Raw genomic sequence first — 20,077 nt, forward strand, 5'->3', positions numbered from 1 at the left:
GCCGCTTTGGATTTCCGATTAATTTTGGGAACCATTCCAATTTTATGCTTCGCTGGTTTTTCTTTTTCATTTTTGTGGTTATCGTAGAAGTCTATTCTTATCAGGCTTTCCGGGCTGTAACCAAAGTCAAATGGTTTTTGCTTTCGTATCAGCTTATTTCGCTGGCCATTGACATTTATATCATTTATCAGTTCACCCAATTCGACAGATCGGTCGGGCAGACAAAGATGACCCTGTTCACGCTCGGACTGTTGCTGATTACGTTCCTTCCGAAAATCATCATTACCCTTTTTATGCTTTTGGAAGATATCGGACGGATCCTGTATGGTTCGGGACGATATATCTCCGGAAATAAAGCAGGCGGTTTTTTACCCGAAAGACGAAAATTCATCAGTCTTGTCGCCCTTGGAATTGCTGCAATTCCTTTTGCATCTTTGGCCTATGGAATGAAATGGGGCAAATACAAATTCCGCGTCATCAACCAACCAATCGGTTTTCCGGATTTGCCTGAAGCTTTCGACGGCTTTAAAATCCTGCAGATATCGGATGTCCACAGCGGAAGTTTCGATAACGAAGATAAAATACGTTATGCCATCGATCTGATCAATGAACAACAGGCGGACTTGTGTCTTTTTACAGGCGATATCGTAAACACGCATGCCAAAGAGATGTTCCCGTGGATCGAGATTTTCAACGGAATCAAAAAATTCGAATACGGAAAGTTCGCCGTTTTGGGCAATCACGATTATGGCGAATATGTGGAGTGGAAAGACCCGCGCGATAAAGTGGCGAATTTTGAAGCGATAAAGGAACTGTACGGACGCATCGGACACAAATTGTTGCTCAACGAGCACCGGTTCATTGAGAAAGGCGGGCAGCGTATCGCACTTGTCGGCGTGGAAAACTGGGGCGTCAATTTCAAGCAGGCCGGTGATTTGAACAAAGCTTCGCAAGGACTTTCCGAAAAAGATTTCAAGGTGCTCATGTCACATGACCCGTCGCATTGGGAAGCCGAAGTCAAACGCGACCATCGTCATTTCCAACTTACGTTAAGCGGTCATACACACGGTTTCCAGTTTGGCATCGAGATTCCGGGTTGGATCAAATGGAGCCCGGTTCAATACGTTTATAAACAATGGGCCGGTTTGTATGAGCATTTGGGCCGATATGTTTACGTCAACCGCGGATTCGGTTTTCATGCCTATCCCGGGCGTGTTGGGATCTGGCCTGAAATTACGGTGCTGGAACTAAAAAAAATCTAAAATTTAGCGCCATATCCTAAAAAAGCTATATTTGTACGTAAAAGTTTAAATTTCTTACGACTATGTCAAAATTTGGAGAGCTGATCAACGCCCCTGTTCCCGTCCTTATCGATTTTTACACCGAATGGAACGAACAGTCGGTCGCGATGCACCCCGTAATACGAGATGTGGCTGCCGCACTGGGCGACAAAGCCAAAGTCATCAAGATTGATGTGGATAAGAACCAGGAACTTGCCGATGCTTTGCGTATCAAAGGCCTTCCTACTTTGATGATTTATAAAAGCGGTCAGATGATTTGGCGTCAATCGGGTGAACTCGATGCCAATACGATAATCGGCCTGGTTCAGGAGCAGCTTTAGTACAGCGGCTCACAACTGTAGCCTTCTTTCTTTAAATATTCCAATGTGCCCCTCAATGCGAACTTCATGTTTTCGTATGCCTTTTGGCTGTCGTGAAAAATAATGATGCTTCCAGGGCGGATGTTTTTGATTACATTATCCAGACACTTTTCAGGTGAAATCCGCTGATCGAAATCGGCACTCAGAATATCCCACATAATTATCCGGTAGCCCATTTGCTTTATTGTCTTTGCCTGGCGGCGTGTGACTTTTGCGTAAGGCGGGCGCATGATTTTCTGATCCAATGGATGTGCAGATCCAATCAGCTTTTCACACATCCTGACTTCTTCTATATAGGTGTTATAATCGGTTCCCCATCCTTTGACATGATGGAAGGTGTGGTTTCCGATGGCATTTCCGGATTGTTTTACCAACTCAAAAATCTCAGGATGCTTCTGAACGTTGTCGCCAATACAAAAGAAACTTGCTTTGGCGCCGAACTCTTTTAACGTATCGAGTACAAAAGGCGTCACTTCCGGAATCGGTCCGTCGTCGAACGTGAGATAGACTTTTTTTTCAAGGGTCGGTACGCGCCATTCGAACCGGCCGAAAAGCCACGCTACCAAAGCAGGTGTTTTGATCCAATAGAATTTCATCTCAAAAAAAATGCAGCCCGAAAGCCGCATTTGTATTATTCCGGATCGCGTCCGAATCGTTTGAATTTATTGTTGTATTCGTTGAAGACCGCTTTATTCTTATTGTAGAATTCGGTGTCTTTGTGGTCTTTCATTACTTCGAGCAGGCCGCGGTAACGTTCGATGTCGCTTACGATGTCTATGGCGATGTTGCTTTGGTCGCGCGAACTCATTCCTTTATAGAACGTCAGGTTCTGCTGGTATTTTTTCATCAGCTTTTCCAGCAATTCACGTGCTTTGGTCGTTTCGTTCAAGGCATAATAGCCACCGGCGAAAGGTTCAACCATAGTATAATAGCCGTAATAATCGAGCGGCATTTTTTCCAGCGCAAGCTTAATGATTTCTTTGGCTTTCGCAGTCTGGCCTTCGTTGATGAGCTGTTCCATCAAACGCGCCATATTCGTACGGTAGGTGATGCTGTTTTTGCGGGTTTCAGGATCGTGATAGATTTTGGTGCTTTCGCCGTTGCCCCAATCCCATTTGGTGACAAGATTGTACATTTTATCTGAATCGATCATTCCCATATCGAGTGGGCTAGGCGCATCTTTTATCGGCGTTTTAATCGGAACCAATTTAAAGACGACTCCGTCCAATTGCAGGTAATCTTTCATCCACAAATAATCGTCATCGCCAAAACTTCCACCCGTAAAATAAATAGGGCGTTTCCAGTTGTTGTTCTGCAGAATGTCGAGCATCATGATACGATTTTTGTAGATTGCCGGACCTTTGATTTCGATGTCGATGTACGGAACGATGCTGTCGTACAATTTCGGGTTCACGACCTTATTCGCGATCACGGCATTTTTATCTACCGGAATACGCACTTTGTTCGTCGGATAGAAATGGTACTTGATTCCGTTGTTCATTTCGACCAATGCTCTCGGATCTTCGAGTTTGAGGAAATTGAGGAATTGTCCCAGTTCGAGACGGCCGTCCGTTGTTTGCTGATACACCGCATAGTCGAGTTTGTCACCCACATATTGCTCGTGTTTGAACGATACCGGAACGCCGTCTGATTCATATGATTTCATCTTCATCTCGTCGATATACCAATCGGTCATGAATAGACTCGTACACACAATTTTCACGTCACGACGCACACCTTCGATTTCCTGGGCATACCACAATGGGAAGGTGTCGTTGTCGCCAATCGTGAACAGAATGGCATCCTTATCACAAGAATTGAGGTAGTTTTTGGCCATTGCTATAGCTGTGTATCTGTTTGAACGGTCGTGGTCGTCCCAGTTCTGCGAAGCCATCAGGATAGGTGAAGCCAGAAGTGTAACCGCGGTAATCACAGGAATAAGGATTTTGGCCTGAACCTTTTTGAGCAACCAATCATAAACGGCATAAGCTCCGAATCCGACCCAGATTGCAAATACATAAAACGATCCGACAAGTGCATAATCACGTTCACGTGGTTCGAATGGCCGTTCATTGAGGTAAATCTTCAATGCCAAACCTGTAAACAGGAACAAAGCAAGCAGGATGTAAAAACTCTTGAGGTCTTTATTGGCATGATAGGCAAGCCCGATAAGTCCTAATACGAATGGCAGGAAAAAATATAGGTTACGTCCTTTGTTATTTAAAGTGTCATCCGGTAAATGCTGTTGTGAACCCAGATGCATTTCGTCTACAGCGGTAATGCCGCTGAGCCAGTTTCCGTCAAGGTTATCGTATTTACCCTGGATGTCGTTCTGGCGGCCGGTGAAATTCCACATTAGATAACGCCAGTACATATAGCCGAACTGGTATTCGAACATAAAGCCCAGGTTTTCGCCTGTGGTCGGTTTGTCGATAATCAGATATTCACCATATGCCTTGAGGAATTTCACATAACCGTCCGAATCGATCTGACCCGTAGAATAAGCCTTACGGAACTCAGATACGATGCTCACAAGTTCCTGCTCCTCGGCGTATTCCGGATTGATGCGGAAATCTGGGACTTTGGTGAAATTCATATAATTTTCGGCGTGTTCCGTGCTCCACATACGCGGCAGGAAAGCCTTGTGGTTGTCATCACTGTTCTGCTCTGCGTTTTTCCAGTTATTGGTGATGACGTATTTGCCGGTTTTGTAATCGCGTTCGTAGTTAGGCGCTTTGTCAAGATACGGATTGTCTTTGTCGAGTCCGGCGAACATATCTGTGTATTGCGGGCCGTAAAACAATGGGTTGACACCGTATTGCTCGCGATTGTAATAGGCGAGGAGTTCGGCGGCATCTGACGGTTTGTTCTCGTTGATAGGCGGATTGGCGTTGGCTCGAATCGGAAGCATCATCCACGTAGAAAAACCTATAAAAAGGAACATGATGCACAACAGGATTGTGTTTGCGAGGACTTTCCCTTTGCGGCGCGTATACTTCAATCCGAAGTAAAAAACCGCAATCATGGCCGCAAATGCGAAAATAGTTCCCGAGTTGAACGGAAGTCCCAGGCTGTTTACGAAGAAGATTTCAGATTTCCCGAAAAAGCCCATCGTCCAGGGCATAAGGAATAAGGCCACAACGACCAATATACCAACGATGACGATGTTTCCGAAGATGAAATTCTTTATCGTAATGGTTTTTCTTTTCTTGAAAAAATATAAAAGTCCGATTGATGGAATCGTCAATAGCGCCATAAAGTGGACGCCATAAGATAATCCGATGACCATCGAAATGAGAAGCAACCAGCGATTGCCACGTTCCGAATCCATATTCTGCTCCCACTTCAGGCCAAGCCAGAACAATAAAGCGATAAGGAAAGATGCCATGGCATACACTTCTGCTTCGACGGCATTGAACCAGAAACTGTCTGAAAACGTAAACGTAAGTGCGCCGACGAATGAAGCACCGAGAATCATTTTTTGGTTATCGGGAGTAAGTTCCGAGTAAGAAGCGACTACTTTTCGCAGCACCATAGTCGAAGACCAGAACAATAATAAAATCGTGAAAGCACTCGATAAAACCGAAATCATGTTCACCATGAGCGCGATATGCTCTTTCCCGACGGCGAAGATAGACAGAAACGCGCCTAACATCTGGAACAACGGCGCCCCCGGCGGATGACCTACTTCAAGGTTTGCGGCAGTGGCGATATATTCACCGCAATCCCAAAAACTCATGGTTGGCTCGACAGTTATGAAATAGACAATGAATGCGATGCTAAAGGCAAGCCAGCCCAGCCATTTATCCCATTTTTGGGAATTGAAATCTGCCATATATATTGGTTCTAAAAGCGTTACAAAGAAACTACTTTTTTGCCAACGGAATCGGGCGTTAACAAAAAATTCTTTGGTTCAAAAGACTGCTGTAAATGCCAGATGATACAGTCCGGCAGCTTTAAGGCTAACAATCAGGCAAGAATATAAAAAAGACAAAAAAATTTGCGCGGCTTATTTTTTGTACTAAATTTGCACTCGCTAACAAGCAAACTGGTCCATGGTGTAATGGTAACACTACGGTTTTTGGTGCCGTCTTTCTAGGTTCGAGTCCTAGTGGGCCAACAAAAAGCCTCCTTTTAACGGGAGGCTTTTTTGTTTTTTAGTATTTCAGGACTTAATTGACTATATCTTAAATGTAAGCACCGGTCTTACGGCATGATTTACGAGGTCTTCGCTGATGCTTCCGTTAAAGAAATGAGAGAATCCGGTTCTTCCGTGTGTGCTCAGCCCGATGATGTCAGCATTTACCTTATTGGCAAAGTTCAGAACGCCTTTCTCTACGTTTACGTCATTGTAGATGTGCAGTGAATAGTCGGTATAATCGACATCGCGAAGGAAAGAAGTCATCATTTCCTCTGCAACATGTGTTGGCTTGAAACTATTTGGCGTATTGATCATGACCAGGTTCAGGTGCGCTTTGAAAGTGCGTGCGATGTCGAGCATCTGTTTGAACGGTTTTTTGATCTCGCCGGAGAAATCGCTTGCAAAAACAAAACTGTCAGCTTTGAATTCAGGGATTTCATTCTTGATTACCAAAACCGGAATTTCAGAAGAGCGTACGACTTTTTCTGAATTCGAGCCAATGAACATTTCGTGGAAGCCGCTGGCGCCGTGAGAGCCCATTACAATAAAATCGGCGTTTTCTGTTTTTGCCACTTCGTTTATGCCTTCGTAAACTTTGCCAAAACGCGTGGTTTCACTTACATCGAGGCCTTCGAGATAATCGGCATCGAGCAAGTCTTCGAATTTGGACATAGCCATGTTTTTGAAGAAGATGATTTCCGGAATATCGGCCCCGTTTGGCTTAGTGGCTTCACTTCCTTCTTGCGGAAGTTCCAGCATATGCACCAATAAAATTGCACAGTTGTGTTGCCTTGCGATTTGTGCTGCAGATTTGAGCGCGTATTCGGCATGATCGGAAAAATCCGTAGGAACAAGAATTTTTTTCATGGTCAGATAGAAAAATAGTAAAATTTGTGTGTTTGATACGGTACGAAAGGTAAGAAATAATTAACAGTTGACAAGGCTTTTTGCTTTTCAAAAAAAAATGTATCTTTGCCGCGTTATTTGTTGAAACTAAATAATGAGGGGACGGGCAGTCCCCTCTTTTTATACTATATGTCTTTTAAAGAAAAAGTCAAAGAGCTTTTGGATGTTGGGCTGGCGGAAAAGCCGGAACTCTTCCTTATCGATCTTTCGGTGAATGAAGCCAATAAAATAACGGTTACGCTTGATGGCGACAACGGTGTGACTTTGCAGGATTGCATCGACATCAGCCGTGCGGTAGAACACAACCTCGATCGTGAGGAGCAGGATTTTTCGCTTGAAGTAGCATCGGCCGGAGTATCGTCGCCTTTGAAAATCAGGCGTCAGTATAAAAAGAACATCGGTCGGTTTTTGAAAGTCAAAACAGGATCAGAAGAAATCGAAGCCGAACTTACGGATGCCAATGAAGATTTCATTATCCTGGAATGGCAATCGCGCGAACCGAAAAAAACAGGTAAGGGAAAAGAAACGGTAGACAATCGCCGCGAAATTCCGTACACAGATATAAAAGAAGCAATCGTTACAATCAAATTTTAAAATACTTAAAATGGAAAATCTCGCATTAATTGACTCGTTTTCAGAGTTTAAAGATGATAAACTCATTGACCGCGTTACGTTGATGGCCATCCTCGAAGATGTTTTCAGAAATGCCTTGAAAAAGAAGTTCGGTTCCGATGACAATTTCGATATCATCATCAACCCGGACAAAGGAGATATGGAAATCTGGAGAAGACGTGTCATTGTTGCCGATGACGACCTCGATCTGGAAAACGAAGAAATTACGCTGACCGAAGCGCGCAGAATAGAACCCGATTTTGAAATTGGTGAAGAAGTTTCAGAAGAAGTGAAACTGATAGATCTTGGGCGCCGCGCCATCCTTGCTTTGCGTCAGAACCTGATTTCAAAGATCCACGAACACGACAATACAAACCTGTACAAACAGTTCAAAGACCTTATAGGTGAAATTTATACGGCAGAAGTGCACCACGTTAGGCCGCGTGTCGTAATTTTGGTCGACGACGAAGGAAACGAAATCGTATTGCCGAAGGAAAAACAAATCCCGAGCGACTTTTTTCGCAAGGGTGACAACGTTCGCGGAATCATCGAAAATGTGGAATTGAAAGGAAACAAACCACAAATCGTGATGTCGCGTACATCGGAGAAATTCCTTGAGAAATTGTTCGAGCAGGAAATTCCGGAGGTTTTCGACGGATTGATCATGGTAAAAGCCGTGGTTCGTATTCCGGGTGAAAAAGCGAAAGTTGCCGTAGATTCTTATGACGATCGCATTGATCCGGTTGGGGCCTGTGTCGGTATGAAAGGATCGCGTATCCACGGAATCGTCCGCGAACTCGGAAATGAGAACATCGACGTGATCAACTACACCACGAACAATCAATTGTTCATTACCCGTGCGCTTAGCCCGGCAAAAGTATCGTCCATCAAGATTGACGAAGAGAATAAAAGAGCCGATGTGTTCCTGAAGCTGGAAGAAGTTTCCAAAGCTATCGGACGCGGTGGCCACAATATAAAACTGGCCGGTTTACTTACCGGTTATGAATTGGATGTGATACGCGAAGGCGTTATTGCAGAAGAGGAGGACGATGTAGAGTTGACAGAGTTCTCTGACGAGATCGAAGCATGGGTGATCGAGGAATTCGCGAAAATCGGGCTTGACACGGCAAAAAGCGTCCTGAAACAGGATGTTGCCGATTTGGTACGACGCACGGATCTCGAGGAAGAAACGATCCAGGATGTCATGCGGATTCTGAAAGAAGAATTCGAGGGGTAACATCCGTCGCCCGCAACAACACAACGATAACAACTAATTAGATTTATGTCTGAAGAAAGAGTAATAAGGATTAACAAGGTTTTACGGGAGCTCAACATTTCGCTTGACCGCGCCGTGGATTTCCTCAAGGAAAAGGGGATAGCCATTGACGCAAACCCGAATGCCAAGATTTCCGAGAGCGAGCACAATCAGCTGATGAGCCAGTTCGCCGGAGACCGGGGCAATAAGGTCGCGTCCCAGGAAGTGGGCGAAGAAAAGCGCAAGGAAAAAGAAGCGCTACGTATTGAACGCGAAAAGGAGATCGAAGATAAAAGAAAGATCGACGAAGAACGCGCGCGCCAGGAAGTGATCCGTGCCAAGGCCGTAGTAACGGGCCCAAAACAGGTGGGGACCATTGACCTGGAACCAAAAACATCCGAACCTGTCGCTGCTGCTCCGGCACCGATTGCTGCTGTTACAACACCAGCTTCACCTGTCGCTGCTGCGCCGGTTGAAGAAACCAAGCCTGTTGAAAAGCCTGCAGCGCCAGTGCAGGAAACGCCTGCTCCTGCAACACAGGAAGCCGCAAAACCAGGCGAAGAAACCTTCGTCACAAAATACACACAGTTACAAGGGGCAAAATTGACAGGACAAACCATTGACCTGTCTCAGTTCAATCGTCCTAAAAAGAAGGAAACACCTGCTCCGGGAGCAAATTCCAATGCTTCCAATAACGAGAAGAACAAACGCAAGCGCATTGTTAAACCTGTAAATAATCCAGGCGGACCTCGTCCCGGTGGAAATACAGGCGGCGGATTTCAGAAACCGGGAGCTCCGAGACCTGGCCAAAAGCCGGGAGCAAGACCGTCTATTGTTTCTAAAGTAGAGCCGACCGAAGAAGAAGTTAAAAACCAGATCCGTGAAACCCTTGAGAAACTTCAGGGTAAAGGCGGAAAATCAAAAGCGGCGAAGTATCGTCGTGACAAAAGGGATACGCACCGCCAGAAATCAGAAGATGAACAACGTTCGTTAGAAGAAGGAAGCAAGACACTCAAAGTAACCGAGTTCGTTACCGTAGGTGAAATTGCGACCATGATGGATGTGCCGATCACAAAGGTGATCGGAACCTGTATGTCACTCGGTATCATGGTAACCATGAACCAGCGTCTTGATGCCGAAACATTGAGCATCGTGGCAGATGAATTCGGTTATGACGTAGAGTTTATCACTACAGATATCGAAGAAAACCTCCAGGTAGAGCAGGATGCGCCAGAAGATTTGGTAGAACGTGCGCCGATAGTTACCGTAATGGGGCACGTTGACCACGGTAAGACATCGCTACTCGATTACATTCGTAAAGAAAACGTAATTGCGGGTGAATCGGGAGGTATTACACAGCACATCGGGGCTTACGGAGTTACATTGGATAGCGGCCAGAAAATAGCATTCCTCGATACGCCGGGTCACGAAGCGTTTACTGCGATGCGTGCGCGTGGTGCCCAAATCACCGATATTGCCATTATCGTAATAGCTGCGGACGACGATATCATGCCCCAAACCAAGGAAGCTATCAGCCACGCACAAGCGGCGGGAGTTCCTATCATATTTGCAATCAACAAAGTCGATAAACCAACGGCGAATCCTGAGAAAATCAAGGAGCGTCTTGCCGGAATGAACCTTTTGGTAGAAGATTGGGGCGGAAAAATCCAGTCGCAGGATATATCTGCCAAAACAGGTCTCAACGTAAAAGAACTTCTTGAAAAAGTATTGCTCGAAGCCGAAATCCTCGACCTGAAAGCCAATCCGGATCGTGCCGCACAAGGTACTGTGGTAGAAGCTTTCCTCGATAAAGGGAAAGGTTATGTGGCTACAATCCTCGTTCAGACAGGTACGCTTCGTGTTGGGGATTATGTTCTTGCCGGACGTCACCACGGGAAAATCCGTGCCATGCATGATGAACGTGGCCACGTTGTAAAAGAAGCAGGGCCGTCTACTCCGGTATCGGTTCTGGGTCTTGACGGAGCGCCAACCGCGGGTGATAAATTCACGGTATTCGAAGACGAACGTGAGGCCAAGCAGATCGCTGTAAAACGTGCCCAATTGCAACGTGAACAGTCTGTACGTACGCAGCGCCACATTACGCTTGCCGAAATCGGACGCCGTATCGCTCTTGGCCAGTTCAAGGAATTGAACATCATCATCAAAGGTGACGTGGATGGATCTGTGGAAGCACTTTCAGACTCGTTCTCTAAATTGTCTACCGAAGAAATCCAGGTGAATATCATCCACAAAGGAGTCGGTGCGATTACGGAAACAGATGTCAACCTCGCATCTGCATCAGACGCGATCATCATCGGGTTTAACGTTCGTCCATCACAATCTGCGAGAACACTTGCCGATAAGGAAGAAATCGACATCCGTAATTATTCGATTATTTACGATGCGATCGACGACCTTAAAGATGCCATGGAAGGAATGCTTTCTCCGGAAATCAAGGAAGAAGTTACTGGAACCGCCGAAATACGAGAATTGTTCAAGATTTCAAAAGTCGGGACTATTGCAGGTTGTATGGTGACCGATGGAAAAATCTTCCGAGCCTCTAAAATCCGACTTATCCGTGACGGTGTGGTAATCCATACAGGCGAACTGACGGCTTTGAAACGTTTCAAAGACGATGTGAAAGAAGTTTCAAAAGGTTACGATTGCGGTATCCAGCTTAAAGGCTACAATGACATCGAGATCAATGACCTTATCGAAGCTTATCAGGAAGTCCAGGTTAAAAAGAAGCTTAAATAATTCCTGAAAATAATTAAATTCAAAACCCGATTCGTCGGGTTTTTTTATGCTTATGAAATCATTTTTTCTATTGCTTTTGCTTCCGGTTATGACGATGGGGCAAAATTCGGACAGGTTCCTTATTTCATTGAAAGATAAAAAGGACAAACCTATGGCCTATTTTAATTTCTACATCGATAAGGTGTATGACAAGCGCCAGATGCAGGATAATATCGGAACCATACAGAAAGGGATTGCCAATTCGCGCCAGCTTGCCAATTTCGATAAACCATTGCCTGAAGCCTTCGGTAATTATTTTTCGGTCGTGCTTCCCAAAAAAGAAGGGGCACGAAAACTTTCTATTTGTTTTTACGACCTGTTTGTCGGGGAAAAAACGGATTATGCGGGAAATGAAGAAACAGGACTGGCTGTTGCCGTAGTTGATTTTATAGAAGAACGCGATGGAAAACCGGTTACGGTCGGCCGCTTTTCAGAGACCGCGCATGGCAAAAGCGGTTGGGATATCACGTCGACGCACGATGACCGGATCAAAGAAGTGATGCAGCGTTGCTTTAATGCATTTAATAATCTCGGATCGGAACAAGAATTGAATATTCCGTTTGATCCTCTGGTTCCCCAAGTAATAAAAAGTATCGAAATTCCTCCCAAAGGAATCTATATATCATTTGCGGATGCATTGAATGGCAACCCAACCGAAACGGAATTTTATGCCAGTGAAAATGAAGGCCGCTTCTTGCTTTTCAGCCAACCAATGCGTACTCCCGTTAATGGATATTACGGGTTTAGCGACGGCCAGGGCTTTTATCTTAACCTGGGGAAATATGCCGGTGATAATTTTTATTATAGAGCAGAAATTGTCGGGCCGAAATACCTTGTTTTCATACCGAACCGCGATAAAGAACTTTTTATGCGGATTGCACCAATAGTACTAGGATTTTCGGGGCCTGCCATTGCAGATGCTGCAATCAGCGACACCATTCCGGTTTTGATCGATCGCCTGACGGGCCAATTGACGATGATGGATGATTCACAACTAAAAAGGTTATTGATGCCTTATCCTGAAATCTGGACCAAATTTGAGAAAGGCCCGCGTGGAATGTCTGAAAGGAAGACAGCGTTGCAAGCCTATTTTGAGAAAGTAAAAAAATAAAAAGCTCCTTCTTAGGAGCTTTTTATTTGTAGGATTGTTATTTATTAGGCTTTACGATGATTGCATTTGAATACTTTTTCCTCAATAATTCAAGATTCCTTTCGGCCTCGACGCGCGATTTGAAACTTCCGACCCAAACTTTATAAGCCGGCGTACTGAATACTATTGTGGCGTCGTACTCCTTGAAATCATTCCTGAAAGAAGTGAGGATTTTTTTCGATGTTTCGCTGTCGCCATTGAAGATCTGGATTTTATAACGGTCGGTTGTGGTCAAAGATGGGTTGATTCTTCGCTTTTCAGTAAGCATCTGATCAAATTTCGGGTCTTGTGAAACGGTGACATTACCCTGTTGGGCTAATCCGGAAATAGAAAAAGTTACTGCAATTACAAATGTTGTGATGGCCGATTTGGTTGAGCGGAAATTCATAAAATGGTGATTTTTATACAAATGTAAACGAAATGAATTTGCGGCTCCAAGCAATTTATTTAGAATTATTATAAATTGATATTTAAGATTATTTTAAGGCTTCCGAAATACGATGGATATTGTATTTTTGTGTCGATTTTTTAAGAGAAATGCCACATTCCATAGTGTTTTTGCTTGGATGGCATTTGTAAGAATTTTGTCGATAACCGTTTACAATATGAAAAAATTGGGTAACCATTATTCGATTCTGAAAACCCTGTTCTTTAGCCTTGCTTTATTGCTTTCTGCTTCTGTTTCCATGGGTCAGGCTGCTCCGGCCGCCCCAGCTCCTGAAGCCGCCGCTGCCGCACCTGCCGAAGCTAAAGGTGATCCTGCAGCTGGTAAAGCACTCTTCAACTCGAACTGTGCCGCTTGTCACAAACTTGATTCAAAATCTACTGGTCCTGCGCTCCGTGGCGTGGCCGGAAAGCACGATATGTCGTGGATTTACAAGTGGGTTCACAACAGTTCGGAAATGATCAAATCCGGAGATGCCGCAGCCGTTAAATTGTTTGAAGAAAACAATCATTCGGTGATGACTGCATTTCCTCAATTGTCAGAAACGGATATCAACAACATCATTGCTTATACGTCTGAGCCTAAGGCTGAGCCTGTAACGCCTCCAGGTGCAGGGCCTCCGGGGACAGCAGCAGCCGATAGCGGTATTTCCAACAACGTAATCCTGGGTGCTCTTATTGTAGTCCTGTTTATCCTGGTCATCATGCTTGTCATGGTAAACCGTGTCCTGAACCGCGTTGCTGAGAAAAACGGACTTGAAATCGTTACAAAAGAACCGGGAACTCCAATCTGGAAAGCATTTGCGAAAAACCAATTCCTTGTGCTTGTTTCAACTATTGTATTGATGCTTGCGGGCGGTTATTATGTTTACGGATACCTGATGCAGGTTGGTGTAGATCAAAATTACGAACCGGTCCAGCCAATCCATTATTCACACAGAATACACGCGGGCAGCAACGGAATCGACTGTAAATATTGTCACTCTGCAGCCCGTGTCGGTAAAAACGCTGGTATTCCTTCTTTGAACGTTTGTATGAACTGTCACAAGAATATCTCTGAAGTATCAGATACTACTGCAACGGCCGATCATACCAAAGCATTCTACGACGGCGAAATCCAAAAGCTTTACAATGCCGTCGGATGGGATAAGGCGACCCAAAAATATACAGGCAAAACCCAGCCGGTTAATTGGGTTCGTATCCACAATCTTCCTGATTTTGTTTACTTCAACCACTCCCAGCACGTGACTGTTGCCGGCATCGAATGCCAGACTTGCCACGGACCGGTACAGACGTACGAAGTCATGAAGCAATTCGCTCCATTGACGATGGGCTGGTGCGTGAACTGTCACCGCAAGACCGAGGTCAAGATGGAAGGCAATGCGTATTACGACAAGATCCACTCGGAACTTGCCAAAAAATATGGCGTCGATAAACTTACCGAAGCTCAGATGGGCGGACTTGAGTGCGGCAAATGCCACTATTAATTCAAATGATTTTAGAAGCTAATTAGTATATACGATGTCATCAAACAAAAAATACTGGAAAAGTGTTGAGGAACTAAGTGATAACAGTTCTATTGTTGAGACGCTTAAAAATAACGAGTTTGCAGAGCCGATTCCCGTAGATGAATTCCTTGGAAATGGCGAAGCACTCTCATCTTCCCCCACTTCACGACGCGACTTCCTCAAATTCGTAGGATTCAGCACTGCGGCCGCTTCATTGGCAGCTTGTGAAGGCCCGGTTCACAAGTCAATTCCATATGTAGTCCAGCCGGAGCAGATTATTCCGGGTGTCTGGAATATGTATGCGACTTCGTATTTCGATGGATTCGACTTTGCGAACCTTTTGGTGAAATCACGCGAAGGCCGTCCGATCAAAATTGAAAACAACACGATAGAAGGAGCTCGTTTTGCAGCCAATGCAAGGGTTCATGCGTCAATCCTTTCTATGTATGACAGCTCTCGTTTGAAGCAGCCTTTGGTGGCGGGAAAACCTGCTAGCTGGGATGATGCCAACGCTGCTGTCAAAAAAGGACTTGCCGATGCCAAAGCAAAAGGCGGACAGGTTGTTCTTTTAACCGGAACTATTGCTAGCCCGACGACTCAAAAATTAATCAATGAATTCGCTGCTGCCAATGGAGCGCGTCACATCCAATATGATGCGGTTTCGTCTTCGGCTGCCGTTGATGCTTTCGAAGCAGTTCACGGAGAGCGTGGTTTGGTAGATTACGACTTCTCAAAATCTGACCTTATCGTTTCTGTCGGCGCCGATTTCCTTGGCGATTGGCAAGGTGGCGGTTTTGATTCCGGATATACCAAAGGGCGTATTCCTGCAAACGGAAAAATGTCGCGCCATTTCCAGTTTGAATCGAACATGACATTGTCCGGTGCTTCTGCCGACAAGCGTGTCCCGATGACCCCGACACAACAAAAACAGGCTCTTGTCCTTATTTATAATGTAGTTGCCGGTGGAAGCGCTCCTGTTTCCCTCGATGCAAAATTTACTGCCGAAGTCACTAAAGCCGCCCAGCAGCTTAAATCTGCAGGAAGCCGTGGTGTTTTGGTTACAGGTCTTGACGATAAAAATGCACAATTACTTGCTCTGGGTATCAACCAGGCATTGGCAAGCCAGGCTTATGTAGGTGCGCCGATCCGTTATGTACGTAAAGGTTCCGATGCACAAATGACCGCTTTCCTTTCTGATTTGACTTCAGGTAAAGTTGGTGCACTTATCATGAGTGGTGTCAATCCTGCTTATACCTTGCCAGACGGTAAGGCATTCGCCGATGCGGTGAAAGCACTTCCGTTCTCTGCCACATTCACGTTGCGTGACGACGAAACGGCTAAAGTTTCAAAAGTCGCTTTGGCTGCTCCACATTTCCTTGAAACATGGGGTGATCTCGAATTGACAAAAGGAACATATTCATTGACACAGCCACTTATCCGTCCGCTGTTCAATACAAAACAATTTGAAGAGGCTTTGCTTTCATGGGCCGGAAGTCCTTCGACATATTACGATTACCTCAGGGCCAATGCTGCCAATCATTTGGTAGGAAAAAGCTGGAACCAAGCCGTACATGATGGTGTTTGCGCTCACGAAGCACCGGGAGTGGGGGCTGGAAGTTTAGATGCTGCCAGTGCTGCTGCCGCTCTTTCACAAGCAAAAGCTACAGGTGATTTTGAACTTGTGCTCTATACCAAAACAGGTTTGGGTGATGGCCAACAGGCTAACAATCCATGGCTTCAGGAATTCCCTGATCCGATTTCGCGTGTATCGTGGGATAACTATGTGACGATTTCTAAATTCGATGCCGATAAGATCGGAATGGAAAATAAGATCGTTGCAAACGGTGGTCTTAACGGAAGCTATGCCAATATTACTGTCGGCGGAAAAAAACTGGATAATGTTCCGGTAATCGTCCAGCCGGGCCAGGCACATGGAACTTTGGGTCTGTCTGTAGGATATGGCCGTAAAGCTTCGATGCAGGAAGAAATGCAGGTAGGTGTAAATGCTTATCCGTTATACATCGGATTCAACAGCGTCCAATCTGCAAAAATCACGAATGCCGGCGGAGAACATGAGTTTGCTTGTGTCCAGTCTCAAAAAACGCTTATGGGTCGTGGAGACATTATCAAGGAAACGACTCTTGAGGTATTCAATAAAGAGAATGCCGAAGTTTGGAACCCGATGCCGATGGTATCTCTCGATCACCAGGAAACTCCGGTTACCAAAGTTGATTTGTGGGAATCTTTCGACCAGACTACCGGTCACCACTTCAACCTTTCAATAGATCTTAATGCGTGTACGGGTTGTGGTGCGTGCGTCATTGCCTGCCATGCCGAAAATAACGTTCCTGTAGTTGGAAAATCAGAAGTAAGAAGAAGCCGCGATATGCACTGGCTGCGTATCGACCGTTACTATTCTTCTGAGGAAACCTTTGCCAAGGACGACGAGAAAAAAGAAAACTTCGACGGTCTTTGGGGCGACAAAGGTTCTTTGGGCGGATTTGGTGAAATGGAAGAGCCTGCAGATAATCCACAGGTGGCATTCCAGCCGGTAATGTGCCAGCATTGTAACCACGCTCCGTGTGAAACGGTTTGTCCGGTTGCCGCTACATCCCACAGCCGTCAGGGACATAACCATATGGCTTACAACCGTTGCGTAGGTACTCGTTATTGCGCGAACAACTGTCCGTATAAAGTGCGTCGTTTCAACTGGTTCCTATACAACCATAACGAAGAGTTCCCATATAACATGAACGACGACCTCGGACGCATGGTCTTGAACCCGGATGTCAACGTTCGTTCACGTGGGGTTATGGAAAAATGTTCGTTCTGTATCCAGTCAACGCAAGCTGTTATCCTGAATGCAAAACGTGCAGGAAGACCGGTTGCCAAAGGAGAATTCAACGATGCTTGTGCGTGTTCGGCCGCATGTTCTACAGGAGCTATGACTTTTGGGGACGTAAACGACAAAGAAGATGCAATCGTAGAATTGAAAAACAACGAGCGTATGTATCACCTTCTCGAGCATGTCGGAACACAGCCAAACGTGTTCTATCATGTAAAAGTCCGTAACACATAGTAAAAAGAGATTAATTCAGAAATTATATAAGTATGTCATCGCACTACGAAGCACCCATCAGAAAACCCCTTGTCATTGGTGATAAGACGTATCACGACGTAACTGTCGACGTTGCTTTCCCGGTAGAAGGCAGGGCGAACAAACAATGGTGGACGGTATTTACCATAGCCTTAGTTGCCTTTCTTTGGGGTGTCGGCTGTATTTCCTATACGATAGCAACCGGTATCGGATCCTGGGGTCTTAACAAAACAGTAGGCTGGGCCTGGGATATCACCAACTTCGTTTGGTGGGTAGGTATTGGTCACGCCGGAACCCTGATTTCAGCGGTACTGTTGTTGTTCCGCCAGCGTTGGAGAATGGCGATCAACAGATCTGCGGAAGCGATGACCATCTTCTCGGTAGTCCAGGCAGGTTTGTTCCCGGTAATCCACATGGGCCGTCCTTGGCTCGGATATTGGGTTCTCCCGATTCCTAACCAGTTCGGGTCGCTTTGGGTGAACTTCAACTCACCACTACTTTGGGACGTATTCGCGATTTCGACCTACCTTTCGGTTTCACTCGTATTCTGGTGGACAGGACTTTTACCTGATTTCGCCATGCTTCGTGACCGTGCGGTTACCCCATTTACAAAAAGGGTTTATTCTATATTGAGCTTCGGATGGAGCGGACGTGTCAAAGACTGGCAGCGTTTCGAAGAAGTTTCCCTGGTTCTTGCAGGTCTTGCAACACCGCTCGTACTTTCTGTACACACTATCGTATCCTTTGACTTTGCTACTTCGGTAATTCCCGGATGGCACACGACCATCTTCCCACCTTACTTTGTTGCGGGAGCCGTATTCTCGGGATTTGCGATGGTAAACACACTCCTTATCATCATGCGTAAAGTGTGTCACCTTGAAGCGTACATCACCCTTCAGCATATCGAATTGATGAACATCATCATCATGATCACCGGATCTATCGTTGGTGTCGCTTATATCACAGAGCTTTTCGTGGCCTGGTATTCAGGAGTGGAATACGAACAGTATGCTTTCCTTAACCGTGCGACGGGACCTTACTGGTGGGCTTACTGGTCGATGATGACCTGTAACGTATTCTCGCCTCAGTTCATGTGGTTCAAGAAATTGCGTACGTCAATCATGTTCTCGTTCGTCATCTCGATTGTCGTGAACATAGGAATGTGGTTCGAGCGTTTCGTAATCATCGTGACGTCATTGCACCGCGATTACCTTCCGTCATCCTGGACGATGTTCTCGCCGACATTCATCGACATCGGTATCTTTATCGGAACCATCGGATTCTTCTTCGTATTGTTCCTTTTGTATGCACGTTCGTTCCCTGTAATCGCGCAGGCCGAGGTTAAAACCATCCTGAAAACTTCAGGTGAATATTTCAAAAAACGCAGAGACGAAAATCCTTCACACCATGAGCACCACTAATAAAGTCATTCACGCCTTATATAACGACGACGATGTCCTTATGGATGCCGTGAAAAAGACACGTGCCGCACATTACCACATTGAGGAAGTGTTTACGCCGTTTCCGGTCCACGGGCTCGATAAAGCCATTGGTATTTCTCCGACGCGACTTGCGATCTGTGCCTTTATTTACGGATGTACAGGTTTATCTGTAGCTACATGGATGATGAACAATATCATGATTTCAGACTGGCCTCAGGACATTGGAGGTAAGCCGAGCATGAGCTACATCCAGAACATGCCTGCTTTTGTGCCGGTAATGTTTGAGATGACCGTATTTTTTGCCGCTCACTTAATGGTAATCACCTTTTATATGCGCAGCAGATTGTGGCCTTTCAAAGCCGCTGAAAACCCGGATGTACGTACCACAGATGACCATTTCCTTATGGAAGTGGCGGTGAGCGGAAACGAAGCTGAACAGGTTTCTTTCTTTGAAGGCACCGGCGCAGTGGAAGTCAAAGTAATCGAAAAGCACTAACTGTACTATGAAGACAGTATTCAGAATAATTGCCTTAACAGGACTTACGCTCAGCATGAGTTCGTGTTTCAATAGTAAAAAGCCGAATTACCAGTACATGCCAAATATGTATGAATCGACGGCTTATGAGACGTATTCGGAATCAGATGCGTTCAAAAGAGGTGGCGTAGAAGCACAGACACCGGTTCCCGGAACCATCAAACGCGGATACGTTCCTTACGAATATCCCAACACGACTGCCGGTCTTGAAGCGGCAAGAGCAGGTTTACAATCTCCATTGGATACGGCTTCGATCGATTTGGACCGCGGTGGACAATTGTTCGGGATCTATTGCGCGATTTGCCACGGTGAAAAAGGCGATGGAAAAGGAAAACTCGTAAAACAGGAAAAATTCCTTGGCGTTCCGAGTTATAAAGACCGTGCTGTGACAACAGGAAGTGTTTTCCATGTGGAAACATACGGGCTCAACTCGATGGGATCATATGCCAACCAGTTGAACCAGGAAGAGCGTTGGCAGGTTGCCCATTATGTGATGAAGCTGAAAGGCGAACTATAATTTTCGAATAAACT

The 20,077-nt window shown here is 45.5% G+C and carries 15 protein-coding genes and 1 tRNA gene; 12 read left to right on the plus strand and 4 right to left on the minus strand.

The window, feature by feature from the left end; translation table 11 throughout:
- Positions 1 to 44: 44 nt before the first annotated feature.
- Together G6047_RS03425 and G6047_RS03430 are read left to right on the plus strand one after the other, a co-directional pair.
- A complete protein-coding gene (locus G6047_RS03425) occupies positions 45 to 1,262 on the plus strand; it encodes a metallophosphoesterase (RefSeq protein ID WP_169526076.1) in 1,218 nt (405 codons plus the stop codon).
- Between the two features lie 62 nt (positions 1,263 to 1,324).
- A complete protein-coding gene (locus G6047_RS03430) occupies positions 1,325 to 1,621 on the plus strand; it encodes a thioredoxin family protein (RefSeq protein ID WP_169526077.1) in 297 nt (98 codons plus the stop codon).
- On the opposite strand, the gene G6047_RS03435 is transcribed toward G6047_RS03430, so the two are convergent.
- Together G6047_RS03435 and G6047_RS03440 are read right to left on the minus strand one after the other, a co-directional pair.
- The gene (locus tag G6047_RS03435; protein ID WP_169526078.1) at positions 1,618 to 2,256 is read right to left on the minus strand and encodes a polysaccharide deacetylase family protein; all 639 of its coding nucleotides are present in this window, start codon (positions 2,254 to 2,256) and stop codon (positions 1,618 to 1,620) included. The two genes, G6047_RS03430 and G6047_RS03435, sit on opposite strands and share 4 nt — an antisense overlap.
- Positions 2,257 to 2,291: 35 nt before the next feature.
- The gene (locus G6047_RS03440) at positions 2,292 to 5,495 is read right to left on the minus strand and encodes a glycosyltransferase family 117 protein (RefSeq protein ID WP_169526079.1); all 3,204 of its coding nucleotides are present in this window, start codon (positions 5,493 to 5,495) and stop codon (positions 2,292 to 2,294) included.
- Positions 5,496 to 5,709: 214 nt separating this feature from the next.
- Here G6047_RS03440 and G6047_RS03445 point away from each other — a divergent pair.
- Positions 5,710 to 5,780, plus strand: a tRNA-Gln gene (locus G6047_RS03445).
- Positions 5,781 to 5,840: 60 nt separating this feature from the next.
- Here the strand turns inward: G6047_RS03445 and G6047_RS03450 are convergent.
- Positions 5,841 to 6,668 (minus strand): universal stress protein, encoded by an 828-nt coding sequence (locus G6047_RS03450; protein ID WP_169526080.1) that lies wholly within the window; start codon positions 6,666 to 6,668, stop codon positions 5,841 to 5,843.
- Between the two features lie 168 nt (positions 6,669 to 6,836).
- On the opposite strand from G6047_RS03450, the gene rimP reads away from it, so the two are divergent.
- From rimP to G6047_RS03470, 4 genes are read left to right on the plus strand one after another with little or no spacing between them, the layout of a single operon-like run.
- Positions 6,837 to 7,301, plus strand: coding sequence for a ribosome assembly cofactor RimP (rimP, locus tag G6047_RS03455; protein WP_169526081.1), 465 nt, complete (start codon positions 6,837 to 6,839; stop codon positions 7,299 to 7,301).
- Between the two features lie 10 nt (positions 7,302 to 7,311).
- Positions 7,312 to 8,556, plus strand: a complete 1,245-nt coding sequence (gene nusA, locus G6047_RS03460; protein ID WP_169526082.1) for a transcription termination factor NusA — start codon at positions 7,312 to 7,314, stop codon at positions 8,554 to 8,556.
- Between the two features lie 45 nt (positions 8,557 to 8,601).
- A complete protein-coding gene (gene infB, locus G6047_RS03465; protein ID WP_169526083.1) occupies positions 8,602 to 11,331 on the plus strand; it encodes a translation initiation factor IF-2 in 2,730 nt (909 codons plus the stop codon).
- A gap of 52 nt (positions 11,332 to 11,383) precedes the next feature.
- Positions 11,384 to 12,481, plus strand: coding sequence for a hypothetical protein (locus G6047_RS03470; RefSeq protein ID WP_169526084.1), 1,098 nt, complete (start codon positions 11,384 to 11,386; stop codon positions 12,479 to 12,481).
- Positions 12,482 to 12,518: 37 nt separating this feature from the next.
- On the opposite strand, the gene G6047_RS03475 is transcribed toward G6047_RS03470, so the two are convergent.
- Positions 12,519 to 12,908, minus strand: a complete 390-nt coding sequence (locus G6047_RS03475) for an SPOR domain-containing protein (RefSeq protein ID WP_169526085.1) — start codon at positions 12,906 to 12,908, stop codon at positions 12,519 to 12,521.
- Positions 12,909 to 13,125: 217 nt separating this feature from the next.
- Here G6047_RS03475 and G6047_RS03480 point away from each other — a divergent pair, with 217 nt between their 5' ends.
- From G6047_RS03480 to G6047_RS03500, 5 genes are read left to right on the plus strand one after another with little or no spacing between them, the layout of a single operon-like run.
- Positions 13,126 to 14,451 carry a c-type cytochrome gene (locus G6047_RS03480; protein WP_169526086.1) on the plus strand — a complete coding sequence of 442 codons (1,326 nt, stop codon included), beginning with the start codon at positions 13,126 to 13,128 and terminating at the stop codon, positions 14,449 to 14,451.
- A 34-nt stretch (positions 14,452 to 14,485) separates the two neighbouring features.
- Positions 14,486 to 17,551, plus strand: coding sequence for a TAT-variant-translocated molybdopterin oxidoreductase (locus G6047_RS03485; protein ID WP_169526087.1), 3,066 nt, complete (start codon positions 14,486 to 14,488; stop codon positions 17,549 to 17,551).
- 32 nt (positions 17,552 to 17,583) lie between these two features.
- A complete protein-coding gene (gene nrfD, locus G6047_RS03490; RefSeq protein ID WP_169526088.1) occupies positions 17,584 to 18,990 on the plus strand; it encodes an NrfD/PsrC family molybdoenzyme membrane anchor subunit in 1,407 nt (468 codons plus the stop codon).
- A complete protein-coding gene (locus G6047_RS03495; protein ID WP_169526089.1) occupies positions 18,977 to 19,507 on the plus strand; it encodes a DUF3341 domain-containing protein in 531 nt (176 codons plus the stop codon). The genes nrfD and G6047_RS03495 overlap by 14 nt, the downstream gene beginning before the upstream one ends.
- A 7-nt stretch (positions 19,508 to 19,514) precedes the next feature.
- The gene (locus tag G6047_RS03500) at positions 19,515 to 20,063 is read left to right on the plus strand and encodes a c-type cytochrome (protein ID WP_169526090.1); all 549 of its coding nucleotides are present in this window, start codon (positions 19,515 to 19,517) and stop codon (positions 20,061 to 20,063) included.
- Positions 20,064 to 20,077: the final 14 nt, after the last annotated feature.

The organism is Flavobacterium silvaticum (genome assembly GCF_012911565.1).
GTDB classification, from domain to species: domain Bacteria; phylum Bacteroidota; class Bacteroidia; order Flavobacteriales; family Flavobacteriaceae; genus Flavobacterium; species Flavobacterium silvaticum.

Coding starts and splice junctions, on each gene's coding strand:
- G6047_RS03450 (WP_169526080.1), bottom strand. CDS start 6,668: ATGAAAAAAATTCTTGTTCCTACGGATTTTTCCGATCATGCCGAATAC.
- nrfD (WP_169526088.1), top strand. CDS start 17,584: ATGTCATCGCACTACGAAGCACCCATCAGAAAACCCCTTGTCATTGGT.
- G6047_RS03430 (WP_169526077.1), top strand. CDS start 1,325: ATGTCAAAATTTGGAGAGCTGATCAACGCCCCTGTTCCCGTCCTTATC.
- rimP (WP_169526081.1), top strand. CDS start 6,837: ATGTCTTTTAAAGAAAAAGTCAAAGAGCTTTTGGATGTTGGGCTGGCG.
- G6047_RS03480 (WP_169526086.1), top strand. CDS start 13,126: ATGAAAAAATTGGGTAACCATTATTCGATTCTGAAAACCCTGTTCTTT.
- G6047_RS03470 (WP_169526084.1), top strand. CDS start 11,384: ATGAAATCATTTTTTCTATTGCTTTTGCTTCCGGTTATGACGATGGGG.
- nusA (WP_169526082.1), top strand. CDS start 7,312: ATGGAAAATCTCGCATTAATTGACTCGTTTTCAGAGTTTAAAGATGAT.
- G6047_RS03495 (WP_169526089.1), top strand. CDS start 18,977: ATGAGCACCACTAATAAAGTCATTCACGCCTTATATAACGACGACGAT.
- infB (WP_169526083.1), top strand. CDS start 8,602: ATGTCTGAAGAAAGAGTAATAAGGATTAACAAGGTTTTACGGGAGCTC.
- G6047_RS03435 (WP_169526078.1), bottom strand. CDS start 2,256: ATGAAATTCTATTGGATCAAAACACCTGCTTTGGTAGCGTGGCTTTTC.
- G6047_RS03500 (WP_169526090.1), top strand. CDS start 19,515: ATGAAGACAGTATTCAGAATAATTGCCTTAACAGGACTTACGCTCAGC.
- G6047_RS03440 (WP_169526079.1), bottom strand. CDS start 5,495: ATGGCAGATTTCAATTCCCAAAAATGGGATAAATGGCTGGGCTGGCTT.
- G6047_RS03425 (WP_169526076.1), top strand. CDS start 45: ATGCTTCGCTGGTTTTTCTTTTTCATTTTTGTGGTTATCGTAGAAGTC.
- G6047_RS03475 (WP_169526085.1), bottom strand. CDS start 12,908: ATGAATTTCCGCTCAACCAAATCGGCCATCACAACATTTGTAATTGCA.
- G6047_RS03485 (WP_169526087.1), top strand. CDS start 14,486: ATGTCATCAAACAAAAAATACTGGAAAAGTGTTGAGGAACTAAGTGAT.